The organism is Streptomyces sp. NPDC041124, assembly GCF_055592385.1.
The window spans coordinates 1-13,062 of sequence record NZ_JBVIYR010000002.1; the positions used below are offsets into that span (position 1 = coordinate 1).

Annotated in this window: 14 protein-coding genes and 1 pseudogene; 7 read left to right on the forward strand and 8 right to left on the reverse strand. The window is 71.0% G+C overall.

Annotated elements, in window-relative coordinates; all coding sequences use genetic code 11:
* Positions 1 to 804: 804 nt before the first annotated feature.
* Together ACZ6A9_RS04345 and ACZ6A9_RS04350 are read right to left on the reverse strand one after the other, a co-directional pair.
* Complete coding sequence (locus ACZ6A9_RS04345; protein ID WP_468978005.1) at positions 805 to 1,416, reverse strand: DNA-3-methyladenine glycosylase; 612 nt, start codon at positions 1,414 to 1,416, stop codon at positions 805 to 807.
* A 14-nt stretch (positions 1,417 to 1,430) separates the two neighbouring features.
* Positions 1,431 to 1,559, reverse strand: a pseudogene (locus ACZ6A9_RS04350) (DNA-3-methyladenine glycosylase); the annotation flags it as partial.
* A 158-nt stretch (positions 1,560 to 1,717) separates the two neighbouring features.
* Between ACZ6A9_RS04350 and ACZ6A9_RS04355 the strand changes: the two are divergent.
* The 3 genes from ACZ6A9_RS04355 (at position 1,718) to ACZ6A9_RS04365 (ending at position 3,797) form a co-directional block, all read left to right on the forward strand.
* On the forward strand, positions 1,718 to 2,500 hold the full coding sequence (locus ACZ6A9_RS04355; RefSeq protein WP_468978011.1) for a sporulation protein: 783 nt from the start codon (positions 1,718 to 1,720) through the stop codon (positions 2,498 to 2,500).
* A gap of 41 nt (positions 2,501 to 2,541) precedes the next feature.
* The gene (locus ACZ6A9_RS04360; RefSeq protein WP_468978018.1) at positions 2,542 to 3,081 is read left to right on the forward strand and encodes a YbhB/YbcL family Raf kinase inhibitor-like protein; all 540 of its coding nucleotides are present in this window, start codon (positions 2,542 to 2,544) and stop codon (positions 3,079 to 3,081) included.
* A gap of 209 nt (positions 3,082 to 3,290) precedes the next feature.
* Positions 3,291 to 3,797 (forward strand): HNH endonuclease, encoded by a 507-nt coding sequence (locus ACZ6A9_RS04365; protein ID WP_189595904.1) that lies wholly within the window; start codon positions 3,291 to 3,293, stop codon positions 3,795 to 3,797.
* An 89-nt stretch (positions 3,798 to 3,886) separates the two neighbouring features.
* Here the strand turns inward: ACZ6A9_RS04365 and ACZ6A9_RS04370 are convergent, their stop codons facing one another.
* From ACZ6A9_RS04370 to ACZ6A9_RS04380, 3 genes are all read right to left on the reverse strand, one after another.
* Positions 3,887 to 4,831: an SPFH domain-containing protein gene (locus ACZ6A9_RS04370; RefSeq protein WP_468978029.1), complete on the reverse strand. Its 945-nt coding sequence runs from the start codon at positions 4,829 to 4,831 to the stop codon at positions 3,887 to 3,889.
* A 147-nt stretch (positions 4,832 to 4,978) separates the two neighbouring features.
* The gene (locus ACZ6A9_RS04375; protein ID WP_468978035.1) at positions 4,979 to 5,410 is read right to left on the reverse strand and encodes an NfeD family protein; all 432 of its coding nucleotides are present in this window, start codon (positions 5,408 to 5,410) and stop codon (positions 4,979 to 4,981) included.
* A 95-nt stretch (positions 5,411 to 5,505) separates the two neighbouring features.
* Positions 5,506 to 6,426, reverse strand: coding sequence for an ABC transporter ATP-binding protein (locus ACZ6A9_RS04380; protein WP_468978040.1), 921 nt, complete (start codon positions 6,424 to 6,426; stop codon positions 5,506 to 5,508).
* Positions 6,427 to 6,466: 40 nt separating this feature from the next.
* Here ACZ6A9_RS04380 and ACZ6A9_RS04385 point away from each other — a divergent pair, with 40 nt between their 5' ends.
* Positions 6,467 to 7,255, forward strand: a complete 789-nt coding sequence (locus tag ACZ6A9_RS04385; protein WP_468978046.1) for a hypothetical protein — start codon at positions 6,467 to 6,469, stop codon at positions 7,253 to 7,255.
* Between the two features lie 448 nt (positions 7,256 to 7,703).
* Here ACZ6A9_RS04385 and ACZ6A9_RS04390 read toward each other — a convergent pair whose 3' ends face one another.
* The 3 genes from ACZ6A9_RS04390 to ACZ6A9_RS04400 all read right to left on the reverse strand — a co-directional run bounded on the left by ACZ6A9_RS04390 (position 7,704) and on the right by ACZ6A9_RS04400 (position 9,887).
* A complete protein-coding gene (locus ACZ6A9_RS04390; protein WP_190095950.1) occupies positions 7,704 to 7,949 on the reverse strand; it encodes a chaplin in 246 nt (81 codons plus the stop codon).
* A 158-nt stretch (positions 7,950 to 8,107) separates the two neighbouring features.
* Positions 8,108 to 8,749, reverse strand: coding sequence for a response regulator (locus ACZ6A9_RS04395; protein ID WP_468978056.1), 642 nt, complete (start codon positions 8,747 to 8,749; stop codon positions 8,108 to 8,110).
* Entirely contained in the window at positions 8,742 to 9,887 is a 1,146-nt protein-coding gene (locus tag ACZ6A9_RS04400) for a GAF domain-containing sensor histidine kinase (RefSeq protein ID WP_468978061.1), read from the reverse strand. Before ACZ6A9_RS04400 ends, ACZ6A9_RS04395 begins: the two co-directional genes overlap by 8 nt.
* Before the next feature lie 283 nt (positions 9,888 to 10,170).
* On the opposite strand from ACZ6A9_RS04400, the gene ACZ6A9_RS04405 reads away from it, so the two are divergent.
* The 3 genes from ACZ6A9_RS04405 (at position 10,171) to ACZ6A9_RS04415 (ending at position 13,007) form a co-directional block, all read left to right on the forward strand.
* Positions 10,171 to 10,869: an SDR family NAD(P)-dependent oxidoreductase gene (locus ACZ6A9_RS04405; RefSeq protein ID WP_468978066.1), complete on the forward strand. Its 699-nt coding sequence runs from the start codon at positions 10,171 to 10,173 to the stop codon at positions 10,867 to 10,869.
* On the forward strand, positions 10,866 to 11,909 hold the full coding sequence (locus ACZ6A9_RS04410; protein ID WP_468978070.1) for an S-adenosylmethionine:tRNA ribosyltransferase-isomerase: 1,044 nt from the start codon (positions 10,866 to 10,868) through the stop codon (positions 11,907 to 11,909). Before ACZ6A9_RS04405 ends, ACZ6A9_RS04410 begins: the two co-directional genes overlap by 4 nt.
* A gap of 342 nt (positions 11,910 to 12,251) precedes the next feature.
* Positions 12,252 to 13,007, forward strand: a complete 756-nt coding sequence (locus ACZ6A9_RS04415; protein WP_468978077.1) for a transglycosylase SLT domain-containing protein — start codon at positions 12,252 to 12,254, stop codon at positions 13,005 to 13,007.
* Positions 13,008 to 13,062 lie beyond the last annotated feature (55 nt).

A 13,062-nucleotide genomic window follows, 5' to 3' on the forward strand; every position in this document is an offset into this window, starting at 1 on the left:
GTTAAGCACGCCGCCAGCGTTCGTCCTGAGCCAGGATCAAACTCTCCGTGAATGTTTTCCCGTAATCGGGACGACACATCACGAGAGCGGAACGGCCGGAGGAATAATCCGACCGTTCACAGCGTCCTCGCTGTGTTTTTTCAAAGGAACCTCGACCATCCGTATCCGGATGGACGGGGTATCAACATATCTGGCGTTGACTTTTGGCACGCTGTTGAGTTCTCAAGGAACGGACGCTTCCTTTGTACTCACCCTCTCGGGCTTTCCTCCGGGCGCTTCCCTTCGGTCTTGCGTTTCCGACTCTATCAGATCTTTCCGATCCGATTTCCTCGGCGCTTTCCAGGTTCCCGCTTTCGCGTTTCCCTTTCCGGCGGTTCCGACTCTATCAGATCCTTTCGGGCCTGATTCCCAGTCGGCGGGTTTGCCGTCGAGTCGATGGCTTTCGCCTGTCGGCCTTTCGACATTCACTACGCTAGCCGATTCCCTGGCCCGATTCATAATCGCGCTCTGCGGTGAGCGAATTCAGGCATGCGGACATGGCGAATTCGACCCCGCTGAGGGGTGATCGTAGGTAGTGGGTTGGCCGCTTCCGGCTGCAGGCGAACGCCGTACCCGGGTCAAGCGGCTCGGGCAACACTACGCAACCTCGGCCGAGGAGTCAACTCCGCCGACGCTGCGGCGCATGGGACCGGTACGTACTCACGGTCGGGTCGTCGTCGACCCAGCGGCGGAGACGGTATGCAGGAGTCCGGAAGCCATAGGCGGTGCGTGACAGCCCTCGACTCGGGTGGGGCGCACACCGGCTCAGTTGTTGTCGGACGTCCTGGCTCTCGGGCTCAGTCGGTACGCCGAGACCGTCGGATCACCGGCGAGGTAGAACCGGTGTTGCCAGTCGTGAGCCTTGCTCACGCCTACCCGAGGGCCGACCCGGATGTGCCCGGCAGGTACCGGCTCCCCCTCGGACAAGGTGACCGAGGTGCCGGCAAGGAGGTCCGCGCCGTTGTGCTCGCCGGTGATGCCGAGTGCCTGGCAGAAGTTTCCCGGGCCTCGGGCAAGACGTGGGGTCTCGACCCTTTCCCCTCGCCGCTTGCGTGCCAGGTCTTCCCCGTCGATGACCCTGCCGGCCCGGACGAGGACGGCCGAGGCGATGCCGTCCGTCCCCGTGACGACGTTGGCACACCAGTGGAGACCGTGGGACCGGTAGACGTACAGGTGTCCTGCGGGTCCGAACATGACGGCGTTACGGGATGTCCGGCCTCGGTAGGCATGCGAGGCCGGGTCGGCCGTGCCGGAGTACGCCTCGGTCTCCGTGATGGCGAGACTCACCGCCCCTTCCGGGGTCTTGCAGGTGAGGACGCTTCCGAGCAGCCTGGGGGCGACCTCTTCAGCAGGATGGGCGAGAAGGCCGACGTTCATGCCGACCGCCTCGGGCGGAGGGCGATCGGACCGTCCGGGGTGTTGCGGACCAGGATGCGGCCCAGGAGGTCGAGGGCGACCTCGGTGACGGGGCGGTCGAAGAACTTCCTGGACGGGGGCGTACGGTCGGGGGTCGCGATCATGCCGTCCGAGGGTACTGGAGACGGCCGGTGCCGCAGGGTGTTCACCGGGCGCCGCCCTTGCCGGGGTGAGGGCCGACGGAACCGGCCACGGCCGGATCGCGTTGTTAGGGGTCAGGGTCCTTGCACACAAGCGATGGCAGGACGACAGAGGGAGAGACATGGCGTTCAAGAAGCTGCTGGCGAGTCTGGGAGCCGGCGGGGCCTCGGTCGAGACGGTGCTGCACGAGGTCAACGTCGTCCCGGGCGGCGTCGTGCAGGGCGAGGTGCGGATCCAGGGCGGGTCCGTGAACCAGCAGATCGAGGGTCTGTCGGTGGGGCTGCAGGCCAAGGTCGAGGTGGAGAGCGGCGACCAGGAGTACAAGCAGGACATCGAGTTCACGAAGTCGCAGCTCGGTGGTGCCTTCGAGCTGCAGGCCGGCGCGGTGCACGCGGTGCAGTTCGGGCTGGAGATTCCGTGGGAGACGCCGATCACGATGATCGACGGCCAGCCGCTGCGCGGGATGAACATCGGGGTGAGCACGGAGCTGGCGATCGCGCGGGCCGTGGACTCCGGTGACCTGGACCCGGTCAACGTGCACCCGCTGCCCGCGCAGAAGGCGATCCTGGACGCGTTCATCCAGCTGGGCTTCCGCTTCAAGAGCGCGGACATGGAGCGCGGTCACATCCGGGGCACCCGGCAGAAGCTGCCGTTCTACCAGGAGATCGAGTTCTTCCCGCCGCAGCAGTACCGGGGGCTGCACCAGGTCGAGCTGAGCTTCGTGGCGGACGAGCAGGCCATGGACGTCGTGCTGGAGATGGACAAGAAGCCGGGGCTGTTCAGCGAGGGCAGCGACACCTTCCGTTCGTTCAAGGTGGGGCTGAACGACTACCAGGGGACCGACTGGGCGGCGTACCTCAACCAGTGGCTGTCGGAGGTCGGCAGCAGGCGCAACTGGTTCTAGGCTCGGTTCCGACCGAACGCAGACGATCAGGAGGTACCGAGGTGACCGAGCTCAAGCGGCGGCCGCTCCCCCACGACTTCCATCCGCCGGTGCCGTCGTTCACGGTGACCAGTGACGATGTGACGGAAGGCGCGACGCTCAAGGACGCTCAGGTTCACGCGGCCGGCAACACCTCACCGCACCTGCGCTGGGAGGGCTTCCCGTCGGAGGCCAGGAGCTTCGCCGTGACCTGCTTCGACCCGGACGCCCCGACGGGCAGTGGGTTCTGGCACTGGGTGGTGTTCGACATCCCGGCCTCGGTGACCGAGTTGCCGGTGGGTGCGGGCAGCGGTTCCTTCGAAGGGCTGCCGGAGGGTGCCGTACAGGTGCGCAACGACTACGGCGGCAAGGAGTTCGGTGGCGCGGCGCCCCCGCCCGGGGACGGGCCGCACCGGTACGTGTTCACGGTGTACGCCGTGGACCAGGAGAAGCTGGGTCCGGACTCGGACGCCTCTGCGGCCGCCGTGGGTTTCAACCTGCGGTTCCACACGCTCGCGCGTGCCCACCTGATCGGTGAGTACGAGGTGCCCGCGGAGTCCTGAGCCTTCCGCGCGGCTCCCGGCGTTCACGGAACGTTTGCCCGCCCCTGGTCTTGGAATTGATCAGGGGCGGGCATTTTTGTTTCCGGGGGCGCGGAGGGGGCGCCTCCCGCGGGAGCAGCGGATATTGCGTTGTCCATCCCGGCGTGCCCGGCCAGAGTTGATCCCAGCCCGCCGAGGGGTGGGCCGGTGCACACGGGAGGTGGGCTGGTATGCGGGACACGCTGGTACTGAACGCGAGCTTCGAGCCGCTGTCGACGGTGACGTTGAACCGAGCCGTCGTTCTGGTGCTCCAGGACAAGGCCGTCGTCGAGCAGGCCCACCCCGAACTGCGGATGCGTGGAGCCGCGGTCGACATACCGGCGCCCCGGGTGATCAGGCTCTGCCAGTACGTCAGGGTGCCGTTCCGAAGACAAGCGCCGTGGTCGAGGCGGGGTGTGCTGGTCCGGGACCGGCACCGGTGCGCGTACTGCGGCCGGCGGGCGACGACCGTGGACCACGTGGTGCCGAGGTCGCGCGGTGGGCAGGACACGTGGCTGAACACGGTGGCGTCGTGCGCGGAGGACAATCACCGGAAGGCGAACCGGACGCCCGAGCAGGCCGGTATGCCGTTGCTGCGGGAGCCGTTCGAGCCGACGCCGGCTGATGCGATGCTGCTGGCGCTGGGGGCGGAGGAGTTCGAGGCGTTGCCTGAGTGGTTGGCGCTGGACGCGGCGTGAACGGCTTCGCCTCAGGGGCGTGGGTCGCTGCCCGACCGCGGGTGGGTCGTGGCGTGTCGCGCAGTTACCCGCGCCCCTGAGGAGGTGCCCTAGTCGATGGAGGGCTTCTCGCGGCGTTCCTGGGCCGGGACGCTGGGGGCCGGGGTGTTGTTGCCGCCCATGGCGCCGAAGTTGCCCATCGCGCCGGAGAGGCCCTTGAGGGCGTCGCCGATCTCGCTGGGGACGATCCAGAGCTTGTTGGCGTCTCCCTCGGCGATCTTCGGGAGCATCTGGAGGTACTGGTAGGAGAGCAGCTTCTGGTCCGGGTCGCCGGCGTGGATGGCCTCGAAGACCGTACGGACGGCCTGGGCCTCGCCCTCCGCGCGGAGGGCGGCTGCCTTGGCCTCGCCCTCGGCGCGCAGGATCTGGGACTGCTTCTCGCCCTCGGCGCGCAGGATCTCGGACTGGCGGACACCTTCGGCCTGGAGGATGGCGGCGCGCTTGTCGCGGTCGGCGCGCATCTGCTTCTCCATCGAGTCCTGGATGGAGGTGGGGGGCTCGATGGCCTTGAGTTCGACGCGGTTGACGCGGATGCCCCACTTGCCGGTGGCTTCGTCGAGGACGCCGCGCAGGGCCGCGTTGATCTCCTCGCGGGAGGTGAGGGTGCGCTCCAGGTCCATGCCGCCGATGATGTTGCGCAGGGTGGTGACGGTGAGCTGCTCGATGGCCTGGATGTAGCTGGCGACCTCGTAGGTGGCGGCCCGGGCGTCGGTCACCTGGTAGTAGATGACGGTGTCGATGTTGACGACCAGGTTGTCCTGGGTGATCACCGGCTGCGGCGGGAACGGGACGACCTGTTCGCGCAGGTCGATGCGGTTGCGGATGGTGTCGATGAACGGGACGACGATGTTGAGGCCCGCGTTCAGTGTCCGCGTGTAGCGGCCGAAGCGCTCGACGATGGCGGCGCTGGCTTGTGGAATGACTTGGATCGTCTTGATCAGGGCGATGAAGACCAACACCACCAGGATGATCAGGACGATGATGATCGGTTCCATCGTCGGTTCCCCGAACCCTTCTTGACCTCGGCGCCTAGGGCAGCTGTCGTGCCTGGGAAGATCTCGTTGTTGAAGATCTTGCTGGTCGAGTCTGTCAGACCTTCGGTGCAACTGGGGGATTGTTCGCCGCAGTTGTGTCGTGAGGGGTCACATGACGATCGCCGTGGCTCCCTCGATGTCGACGACGTCCACTTCCTGGCCCGCCTCGTAGGCGCGGTCGGTGTCGAGGGCGCGTGCCGACCAGACCTCACCGGCGAGTTTGATCCGGCCGCCGGAGCCGTCGACGCGTTCCAGGACGACGGCCTGTTTTCCCTTCAGGGCGTCGACGCCCGTGGCGAGTTCGGGGCGTTGGGTGCGGTGTCTCCTGGCGATGGGGCGTACGACGGCGATGAGCGCCGTCGAGACGACGGCGAAGACCACGACCTGGGCGACGGCTCCGCCGCCGAAGACGCCGGAGACCAGTGCCGCGGTGACGGCGCCCACCGCGAGCATGCCGAGTTCGGGCATCGCGGTGATCACGAGCCCGATGCCGAGTGCCGTCGCGCCGATCAGCCACCACAGCCATGCGTCGATGTCCACCCGGCCATGGTAGGACCGCGCACCCGGTCGCCGACAGGGCGCCGATCAGTTTGAACGCGCCGTGCGGCTCGGGGTGTTGCGTCCTGTGGTGCGGTTCAGGCCATCGGCAGGCCCTGGGCGGTCCAGCGGTCACCGACCTGTTCGACGACGAGCGGGAGGCCGAAGCAGAGGGAGAGGTTGCGGGAGGTGAGTTCGAGCTCCAGCGGGCCGGCGGCCAGGACCTTGCCCTGGCGGATCATCAGGACGTGGGTGAAGCCGGGGGCGATCTCCTCCACGTGGTGCGTGACCATGATCATGGAGGGGGCGATCGGGTCGCGGGCGAGCCGGCCGAGGCGGCGTACGAGGTCCTCGCGGCCGCCGAGGTCGAGGCCGGCGGCGGGCTCGTCGAGGAGGAGCAGCTCGGGATCGGTCATCAGGGCGCGGGCGATCAGGGTGCGCTTGCGCTCGCCCTCGGAGAGGGTGCCGAACCTGCGGTCCAGGTAGTCGGACATGCCGAGGCGGTCGAGGAAGGCGCGGGCGCGCTGTTCGTCGATGTCCTCGTACTCCTCCTGCCAGCCGGCGGTCATGCCGTAGGCGGCGGTGAGCACGGTCTGCAGGACGGTCTGCTTCTTGGGGAGCTTGTCGGCCATGGCGATGCCGGCCATGCCGATGCGGGGGCGCAGCTCGAAGACGTCGGTGCCGGGCTTTCCGAGGGTCTCGCCGAGGATGGTGGCGGTGCCCGTGCTGGGGTAGAGGTAGCTGGAGGCGAGGTTGAGGAGGGTGGTCTTGCCGGCGCCGTTGGGGCCGAGGATGACCCAGCGCTCGCCCTCCTTGACCGACCAGGAGACCTGGTCCACGAGAGCCCGGCCCTCACGGACCACGGATACGTCCTGAAGCTCCAGAACATCGCTCATGAGCGCGTTGTCTCCCCTTGCAGTGTGGCCGGTCTCGGCTGTCGCGTACGCCTGGTGGGTCGGTCCGCCGCACCCGTGGGCGCAGCCCTTCATGAAATCTACGCCACTGGTCGACCCGGACATTCCTCCGGTCCGGGTCTTGGGCTCTGTCTAGGGTGTACGCATGCTCTCGGAACCACGCTCTGGACGTCTTGCCGCTTGGGGAAACGCCCTTCTTGCCGGACTTGCCTCGCCGGATGACGCCGCGGTCGCGGTCGTCGGGGAGGACGCGGTGCACCGGGTGGTGGGGCTGCCGGGCGAGGCCGCTCCGGTGGGACTCACGCTGGCGCTGGGGCGGCTGCGGGCGCTCGGGGTGGGCGGGCTGCGGGTGGCGCTGCCGGTGCCGGGACATCCGCTGGGGCTGAGCGGGCCGGCGGAGTTCAACGCGCGTGCGCTCCAGGCGGAGGAGGCGGTGGTCTGTTCGGGGGCGCCGCTGGGGCTGGTGCCGGAGGTGCACGAGGCCGGGCCCTCGGGTGATGTGCGGGTGGAGGTGGTCTGGCACTGTCTGCCGGTGCGGGAGGCGCCGCCTGCGGACGTGCCGTCGCTCGGGGAGGCGGAGCGGGAGCTGGCGGAGGCGTTGCGGGAGGCTACGGAGGTGCTGACGCGGCTGGACGTGGCCGGGTCGGGGCCGGTGGCGGAGGCGGCGATCGACGCGTACCGGGCGCGGGCGACGGCCTCGCGGGGGCGGGATGTGCTGGCGCCGGGGTATCCGCCTCGGGCGGTGCGGGTGCTGGAGCTGGCGGAGCGGGTGGGGGCGTTGGTGTCGCTGGCGGGGGGCGGTGGGCACGGGGGTGCGGTGAGTGCGTCGGAGATGGCGGGGAGGGCGGGGGCGTTGCGGCCGGTGGAGCGGACGGCTCGGCGGGCGCGGGTCGCCGCGTACAACTCCGTTGTGGAGGAGCGGGGGTTCGGGTGAGGGGCGTTCGGTCGGTGCCGGGGCTGGTGGTTCGGGGGCTGTAGCAGCCCGGGCTTGCGGGTGGCCCTGGCGTGGGTGTGGGCCGGGGGGTGTTCGCGCAGCCCGGCGCCGGCGGGGTGCCGTCGCGCCCACCCTCCCCCACTCTCGGCTTCGCTCGAGCGGGAGGTACCACCACCGCCCTGCGGCACGACTGCCCGCGGAGAGCGGAGAGCGGCCCGCGGCCTGCGGAGGGTGGGCCTCGGCGCGACCGCGCGCGAAGAGCGAGGCGGGAGCGGGCCTCGGGGCGACCGTGCGCGGGGAGCGGTAGGGCGCGGCGGGGGCGAAGCTCTGCGCGTGCGGGAGTGGGGGCGGGGAGCGGGTTGTGGCGCGGTCGTGTGCGGAGGCGGGATGGAGGTAGGGGGAGCCCCGGCGCCTCGGTGGGGGGGTGAGGGCCGGGGCTCTGGGGGTGTCAGTGGTTGACGGCGGTGTTGCCGAAGGCCGGGTTGAGGAGGCCGATGACGTTGACGCTGTTGCCGGAGACGTTGACCGGAACGTCGACCGGGACCTGGATGACGTTGCCGGAGACGACGCCCGGGGAGCCGACGGCCTTGCCGTGGGCGTGGCTGCCGTCGGTGGCGGAGGCCATTCCGGTGCCGGCGGCGAGCAGGCCACCGGCCACCATCGTCACGGCCGCTGCCTTCTTCAGGTTCTTCACTTTCCAAGCCCTCCTAGCGACGGCTGCGGCAGGCGCCGCAGCGTGCACTGGAGAACGGCCGGCGCCACCCGGGGATACGGCCATCCGGGGGACATTCCCCCTACGGTATGAATCTCGGACCGGAGGGGAACCTTCCGTCGGGCCGGAGGCGTACCGGGTCAGCCGCTGAGACCGTGGCGCACGGCCCACAGGGCGGCCTGGGTCCGGTCCGCCAAATCGAGTTTCATCAGGATGTTCGACACGTGGGTCTTCACGGTCTTCTCCGAGAGGACCAGGGCGCGGGCGATCTCCCGGTTGGCGCGGCCGTCCGCTATGAGCCCGAGCACTTCGCGCTCCCGCTCCGTGAGGGAGCCCGCGCGGCCCTGCCCTGAACCGGTCTCCTCCTGGGACAGCAGCGCGCCCGCCACCTCCGCCTGGAGCAGGACGTGCCCGGCGTGCACGGAGCGGATGGCTCCGGCGAGCGCGTCGGGGTCGACGTCCTTGTACACGTAGCCGGCGGCGCCCGCGCGCAGCGCGGGGACCACGGTGCGCTGCTCGGTGAAGCTGGTGACGATCAGCACGCGCGCCGGATGCCCGAGTTCGCGGAGCCTGCGCAGGGCGTCGACGCCGTCCATACCCGGCATCTTGACGTCCATGAGGATGACGTCGGGGTGCAGCTCCCCCGCCAGGGCGACCCCTTCCGCTCCGTCCGCGGCCTCGCCCACGACCTCGATGTCGTCCTGCACCTCGAGGAAGGTGCGCAGGCCCCGGCGTACCACCTGGTGATCGTCGACCAGCAGGACCTTGATCGTGTCAGCCACCGGGGACCTCCATCTCGATCGTGGTGCCCTTGCCGGGCGCCGATTCCACGGTCAGCCGGCCGCCGACCCCGCTCGCCCGGTCCCGCATGGAGACCAGTCCCAGATGGCGGCCCGCGCGGCGCACGAGACGCGTCTCGAATCCGCTGCCGTCGTCGGTGACCCGCAGGACCGCCCCGCCGCCCCTGCGTTCCAGGGTGACGTCGACGTGGTCGGCGCCGGAATGCCGCAGGGCGTTGTGCAGCGCCTCCTGGGCGACGCGCAGCACCGCCTCCTCCTGGGCCGCGGGCAGGGCGCGCACGCCGTGTCCGGTGAAGGTGACGTGTGCGCTGTGGGCGCGGTCGAGGACCTGGACCTGGGTGCGGAGCGTGGCGACCAGGCCGTCCTCGTCGAGGGCGGCGGGGCGCAGTTCGACGACCGCCGCGCGCAGTTCCTCGGCGGCCTCGGCGGCGAGGACGGCCACCTGCTGGAGTTCGCCCTTGGCGCGGGAGGGGTCCCGGTCGACGAGGCGGGCGGCGGCCTGGGCGGTGAGCCGCAGGGAGAAGAGTTTCTGGCTGACGGCGTCGTGGAGTTCGTGGGCGAGGCGGGAGCGTTCCTCGGCGATGGTCAGCTCACGGCTGCGTTCGTAGAGCCGGGCGTTGGTGAGGGCGATGGCGGCGTGCTGGGCGAGGATGCCCAGCAGGTCCTCGTCGTCCTCGGTGAAGCCGCAGGTCCCGTCGGTCCTGGGGCAGTTCTTGTTGGCGAGGAACAGGGCGCCGATGACCTCGTCGCCGTCGCGGATGGGCAGGCCCAGGAAGTCGACGAGATCGGGGTGGGCGCTGGGCCAGCCCTCGAAGCGGGGGTCGCGGCGCACGTCGGCGAGGCGCTGCGGGGTGGCCTCGTCGATCATCGCGGCGAGGATGCCGTGCTGCCGCGGGAGGGGCCCGATGGCCTTCCACTGGTCGTCGTCGACGCCGTCGACCACGAACTGGGCGAAGCCGCCGTGGTCGTCGGGCACGCCGAGGGCGGCGTACTGGGCGTCGAGGAGTTCGCGGGCCGAGGCGACGATCGTCTTGAGGACGTCGCGCACCTCGAGGTGCCTGCTCATGGCCAGCAACGCGGCGCTCACCGCGGCGAGGCCGGACCGGGGGCCGTGGCTCATGTCCCTCACGGTACCGGTGGGCGGTGACGGCGCGGATCGGGCGGGCGGCGGCCGTCGGCGGGGCGATGGTCCTAGGTCCCCGGTCCGAAGTGCCCGGCCGGGGGCGTAGGGCCGCGGACCCGTGTGCGCGGCCGCCGGCGTAGGGCGGCGGACCCGGGGACGGCGGCGTAGGGCGAACGGACCCGGGCTTCTGCGTCCCGGGGCCGAGGCGACGGCGGCCGGCCGGTCCCTACGTTGAGGGCACGCCGATCGGGGCGTTGCGGAGGACGAGGGGACGGTTGCCATGCCGGTTGCGATCATCACGGGGGCTTCGAAGGGGCTCGGGGCGGCGCTCGCGCGGGCGCTGGCGGAGCGTGGCTGGGATCTGGTGCTGGACGCGCGGGGGCCGGTCCCGCTGGCGGAGACGGCGGGGCTGGTGTCGGCGCACGGCACGCGGGTGGCGGCGCTGCCCGGGGACGTCACGGACGCGGGGCACCGTGCGGAGCTGGTGGCTGCCGCGTGGCGGCTGGGCGGGGTGGATCTGCTGGTGCACAACGCCAGCGCGCTGGGCGCCGAGCCGCTGGTGCCGTTGGAGGAGCTGCCGCTGGAGGGCCTGCGGCGGGCGCTTGAGGTGAATCTGGTGGCGGCGCTGGGGCTGGCGCAGGAGGCGTTGCCGCTGCTGCGGGCGGCGCCCGCGGGCGCGGTGCTCGTGGTGAGCTCGGACGCCGCCGCCGAGGCGTATCCGACGTGGGGCGGGTACGGGGCGTCCAAGGCGGCCCTGGACCAGCTGGCGGCGGTGCTGGCGGTGGAGGAGCCGGGATTGCGGGTGTGGGCGGTCGATCCCGGCGACATGGCGACGGAGCTGTACGCGGCGGCCGTGCCGGACGACGACGGTCCGCGGCCTGAGCCGGCCGACGTGGTGCCCGCCTTCCTGCGGCTGCTGGACGAGCGGCCGGTGAGCGGACGCTACGGCGCTCCGGCGCTGCTGGAGGAGCGGCGATGACGGTGGTCGTGGAGGTGCCGCAGGAGCTGTCTGCGCGGGTGCCGGTGGAGCAGAGGGGGCCGGGTCTCGAACGGGACTCGGTGCGGCTGCTGGTGTCGCGGGGTACGGAGGTGTCGCACCACGCCTTCGTGGAGCTGCCGCGGCTGCTGCGGGCCGGGGACCTGCTGGTGGTGAACACGTCGCCGACGCTGGCGGCGGCCGTCGACGGGCGGCTCGGTCATGCGGGGGTGGTCGTGCACTTCTCCACGCGGGGTGACGACGGCCGCTGGGCGGTGGAGCTGCGGGAGCCGGACGGGCGCGGCACCACGCGTGCGCGCGCGGGGGCGCCCGCGGGTACAGAGGTGCGGCTGGCCGGGGGTGCCCGGCTGGTGCTGGAGGAGCCGTTGAGCGCGCGGGGCGAGCGGCTGTGGTGGGCGCGGGTGTCGCGGGACGTGCCCGGGGTGCTGCGGGAGCACGGGCGGCCCGTCCGGTACGCGTACACGGAGCGGGATCAGCCGTTGTCGGCGTACCAGACGGTGTTCGCGCTGCCGTCGCCGGACGGTGCGGGGAGTGCGGAGATGCCGAGTGCGGGGCGTCCGTTCACGGCACGGCTGGTGGCGGAACTGGTGAGCCGCGGGGTGCAGTTCGCGCCGGTGACGCTGCACACGGGAGTGGCGTCGGCGGAGGCGCACGAGCCGCCGTACCCGGAGCGGTACGTGGTGCCCGAGGCGTCGGCGCGGCTGATCGGGGCGGTGCGGGCGGGGGGCGGCCGGGTGATCGGGGTGGGGACGACGGCCGTACGGGCGGTGGAGTCGGCGGCCGGGGCGGACGGGGTGGTGCGCGCCGGCGCGGGGTGGACCGATGTGGTGGTGACCCCGCAGCGGGGGGTGCGGGTGGTGGACGGGCTGCTGACGGGGCTGCACGAGACGGCCGCATCGCACCTGCTGATGCTGGAGGCGGTCGCCGGGCGGGAGGCCGTGGAGCGGGGGTACCGGGAGGCTTTGCGCGGGCGTTACCTGTGGCACGAGTTCGGGGATGTGCACCTGGTCCTGCCGCGGTGACCGGGACCACCTCACACAGTGCATTGCTCCAGCAACTGCGGGTGAAAAGTGAGGGTGGCGGGTGTGAGGCCGGGCATAGGGCGCACATCACGTACGAAGCGCCCTAGGAGAGACATACCGTCCGCGTGAGCGGGGCGTACCGCCCCCTCTGCCCCGATTCGCACCTCCCTGATCCACTACCCGGCTTCGTACGTCACACCTTTGCCCGGCGATTTTGCGGCCGCTAAGAATGGCTGCGTCGCTCAGCGCCGTGGGTTCCGATCCGCGGCGTTCGTGCCGGAAGCACCGTGTCCCCACCGGACGGTGAGCGACCTCCGCGCTATTCGAAGAGGTCCGTCCCGCATGTCGAAGAACTTCCTCACCCGTGGTCATAGTCGTGCGCTGACCCGTCACCACAAGCTGGCCGTCGCGGGCGTCGCCGCCCTCGGTGCCGCCGCCATCGGGTTCTCGGCCGTTCCGAGCAACGCGTCCACGACCACCACGAGCGGGGCCGCCTCCGCCCCCGCGGCGAAGGTCTCGTACAGCACGGAGCCGATCCAGGACGTCAAGGCCGACGTCACCGACCGGCTCGCCGCCTCCAGCGTCAAGGTCGAGCAGATCGCGGCGAAGAAGGAAGCCGCGGCCGCGGCCGCGGCGCAGAAGGCCGAGGCCGCCGCGCAGAAGAAGGCCGCCGCCGCTGCCGCGAAGGCCGAGGCCGAGCGGGCCCGCCAGGCCAAGGAGGCCGCCTCCCGCGCCGCCGAGCGCGCCGAGGTGAACACGTCGGCCGCCAAGAGTTACAGCAACACCCTGGACGGCTGGATCCGCGAGTCCCTGGCCATCATGAAGAAGCACGGCATCCCCGGCTCCTACGAGGGCATCCACCGCAACATCATGCGGGAGTCCTCCGGCAACCCCAAGGCGATCAACCTCTGGGACATCAACGCCCGCAACGGCATCCCCTCCAAGGGCCTGCTCCAGGTGATCCCGCCGACGTTCGAGGCCTACCACGTCCCCGGCACCCCGAAGAACATCTACGACCCGGTCGCCAACATCACCGCCGCCTGCAACTACGCGGCCGACCGGTACGGCACCATGGACAACGTCGACAGCGCGTACTGAGGCCGGCGCGGACCTCCGCACGCGAGCACAGACGCCGAAGGGCGGCACCCTCCTG

Coding starts and splice junctions, on each gene's coding strand:
- ACZ6A9_RS04410 (WP_468978070.1), top strand. CDS start 10,866: ATGACGGTGGTCGTGGAGGTGCCGCAGGAGCTGTCTGCGCGGGTGCCG.
- ACZ6A9_RS04380 (WP_468978040.1), bottom strand. CDS start 6,426: ATGTCCGGGTCGACCAGTGGCGTAGATTTCATGAAGGGCTGCGCCCAC.
- ACZ6A9_RS04345 (WP_468978005.1), bottom strand. CDS start 1,416: ATGAACGTCGGCCTTCTCGCCCATCCTGCTGAAGAGGTCGCCCCCAGG.
- ACZ6A9_RS04365 (WP_189595904.1), top strand. CDS start 3,291: ATGCGGGACACGCTGGTACTGAACGCGAGCTTCGAGCCGCTGTCGACG.
- ACZ6A9_RS04355 (WP_468978011.1), top strand. CDS start 1,718: ATGGCGTTCAAGAAGCTGCTGGCGAGTCTGGGAGCCGGCGGGGCCTCG.
- ACZ6A9_RS04400 (WP_468978061.1), bottom strand. CDS start 9,887: ATGAGCCACGGCCCCCGGTCCGGCCTCGCCGCGGTGAGCGCCGCGTTG.
- ACZ6A9_RS04370 (WP_468978029.1), bottom strand. CDS start 4,831: ATGGAACCGATCATCATCGTCCTGATCATCCTGGTGGTGTTGGTCTTC.
- ACZ6A9_RS04415 (WP_468978077.1), top strand. CDS start 12,252: ATGTCGAAGAACTTCCTCACCCGTGGTCATAGTCGTGCGCTGACCCGT.
- ACZ6A9_RS04385 (WP_468978046.1), top strand. CDS start 6,467: ATGCTCTCGGAACCACGCTCTGGACGTCTTGCCGCTTGGGGAAACGCC.
- ACZ6A9_RS04405 (WP_468978066.1), top strand. CDS start 10,171: ATGCCGGTTGCGATCATCACGGGGGCTTCGAAGGGGCTCGGGGCGGCG.